The organism is Humibacter sp., assembly GCF_035547335.1.
Taxonomy (GTDB): domain Bacteria; phylum Actinomycetota; class Actinomycetes; order Actinomycetales; family Microbacteriaceae; genus Humibacter.
On sequence record NZ_DASZVF010000065.1, the window covers coordinates 1 to 2801 of the forward strand.

A 2801-nucleotide genomic window follows, 5' to 3' on the forward strand; every position below is an offset into this window, starting at 1 on the left:
ACCTCGCTGGCCGCGTTCTCGGCGCGAACATCGAGCGGGAACGCGAACTTCAGCAGCCGCTGCCGTTCGTGCCAGTCCACCCGAGTGGTGATCTCGAGCGTCGCGCTGCCGGCCGCGAGCGTGAACTCCTGCTCGATGGTCGAGTCGCCGACCGTGCGCGCGACCCGCACCGCGCCGCGCTGCTCGTCGACATCCAGCGACACGACGGCGTCGAGATCGTGCTCGTGCCTTCGGTAGTGCTCGTCGATGTCCCAGGCGTCCCACTGGTTCGGGGTGTCGCGGAAGAGCTGGAGGCCGGCGGCCTCGCCTGGCGCGATGGCCTCCCTGCCGCTGGCGGTGTGCACGGCCGAGACGACGCGGCCACGGGCGTCGAGCGTGAAGCGCGCACGCGCGTTCTGCAGCACCACCGTGTCGCCGTCCCGCCTCACGGATGCCTGCTCCGCGGCATCCGGAATGCCCGCGCCGAGCGCAGGCACGCCGCGCACCGCGACGGGTGCCGCGTTGACGAGCACGCCCGCGCTGTCGGCGGAGGTCCCGCCGTCGGCCGAGGTCCCGCCGGCCGAGGCGTCTGTGCCTGCTCCGAGCGCCCCGAGCGCCTGCTCGACGAGCGCGCCGACCCGCTGGGCGACGACCGCGTAGTTGCGCTCCGCCTCGCGGTGCACCCACGCGATGGCGGATCCGGGGAGGATGTCGTGGAACTGCTGCAGCAGCACGGTCTGCCATGCGGCCTCGAGCTCGTCGTACGGGTAGTCGGCACCAGCGCGCACGGTCGCCGTCGTCGCCCACAGCTCGGCCTCGCGCAGCAGATGCTCGCTGCGCCTGTTGCCCTGCTTGGTGCGCGCCTGCGACGTGTAGGTGCCGCGATGCAGCTCGAGATAGAGCTCGCCCGACCACACCGGCGGACGGCCGTACTCGGCCTTCGCCTTCGCGAAGAACTCCTCGGGCGACGCCAGGCGCACGGCCGGCGAGCCGTCGAGCGACCGTGCCCGGTCAGCGGCCGCGAGCATCTCCCTGGTCGGTCCGCCGCCGCCGTCGCCGTAGCCGAACGGCACGAGCGACGAGTTCGCCTCGCCCTTCTCCGCGTACTGGCGGTCGGCGCGCGCGAGGTCGTTCTGGGAGAGATCCGAGTTGTACGAGTCGACGGGCGGGAAGTGCGTGAACATGCGGGTGCCGTCGATGCCCTCCCACCAGAACGTGTGATGCGGGAAGCGGTCGGTGTCGTTCCACGAGATCTTCTGCGTGAGGAACTGCTCGATGCCGGCGCCGGCCATGAGCTGCGGCAGCGCGCCGGTGTAGCCGAACGAGTCGGGCAGCCACCCGGTCACGGCGCGCAGGCCGAACTCGCGCTCGAAGAAGCCCTGCCCGGCCACGAACTGCCGCACCATGGCCTCGCCGCCCACCATGTTGGTGTCTGACTCCACCCACATGCCGCCGACGGGGACGAACCGGCCTTCGGCGACGCGTGCCCTGATGCGCTCGAACAGCTCGGGGTAGAACTGCTTCATCCACGCGTATTGCTGGGCCGACGAGCAGGCGAACACGAAGTCCGGATGCTCATCCATGAGCGCGAGCACGTTCGAGAACGTCCTGGCGCATTTGCGCACCGTCTCCCGCGTCGGCCACAGCCACGCGGAGTCGATGTGCGCGTGCCCGACAGCCGTGATGCGGTGAGCGCTCGCGGCCGCCTCCACCGCGAGCACGCCGGCGAGCTCCTCGCGACCTGCCGACGCGGTTCCCGCCACGTCGTGCGGGTCCATGGCGTCGCACATGTGCTCCAGGGCCCGCAGGACCTGGGCGGCCCTGCTGGATGCCACGGGCAGCTGCGCGTGCAGACCGAGCAGCGTGATGACGTCGCGCTCGAGCTCCCACACGGTCGTGTCGCGCAGGCCGAGCTCGATGCCGCGCAGCACGTACAGCGGCGCCGTTCCCGCCGTCGCCTTGTCTCCCATGGGCGTCGGCTGCCAGTCCCACGGGAATCCGACGTCGGGGGTGGAGGCGCCCTCGATGTAGACGTCGACGCCGACGTCGACGCCGTCACCCGAGCCCGTGCCGCCGAACTGCGCCAGCACATCCAACGCCACCGTGGCGTTCATCGGTTCCACGGCCTTGATCACGACGCCGTCCGGTGAGTACACCAGGCCCTCCGCCTGGAATCCGGGCTGGGCGAGCGTGAAGCCGAGGTCGGCGACGAGCTCGACCGCGAGATCCTCTGACGGGCCCCTCCAGCTGTCCGGAACGGTTCCGGTGGCGTGGAACCACGTCGTCCCCCACGGCTTGCCCCACGGCGTGCCCGGCGCGATCGGCGCGAACTGCTGCCTCACGGCATCCGCGAACGGCACCGGCTCGTCGGGGACCTCCCACGCCGTGACGGTGAGCGGGATGCGCTGCCGGTAGATCGCCGGCGCGATGCGCTCGGTGAGAAAGCGGTTGATGCGCTCCAGAACGAGGCGCGAATCGTCGTGCACGTAGTACTCCTCAGGTGCTCGTGTGCGTGCGGGTGGTGCTGTGCTATCTGGCGGATCCGTGGGACCCGGGTGGAGCTTTCGGGCGGAGCCGTCGGGTGGAACCGGTCGGATGGTCGGATGCCGGGAGCGCGCCGGCGGTCGGTGTTCGGCTTCGGCTGTGAGCGATCCTCACCCCTTCACGGCGCCGGCGAGCGTAGGGTCGACCCGAACCGGATTACTACATCATTTGTAGTTATTGCACGTCAAGAGGCAATCCGCCCGAGATGCGGGCGCGGTGCAACTCGGCAGGCTTCAGCGCTGGATCAGGAGCGCGGCGGGCCTGGGCGACAGCAGGTG

1 protein-coding gene is annotated in these 2801 nt (G+C 70.7%); it reads right to left on the bottom strand.

Annotation, left to right across the window (positions count from 1 at the left end):
• On the bottom strand, positions 1-2465 hold a 2465-nt coding region (locus tag VHB92_RS13860; RefSeq protein WP_325454355.1), incomplete at its 3' end, for an alpha-mannosidase.
• Positions 2466-2801: the final 336 nt, after the last annotated feature.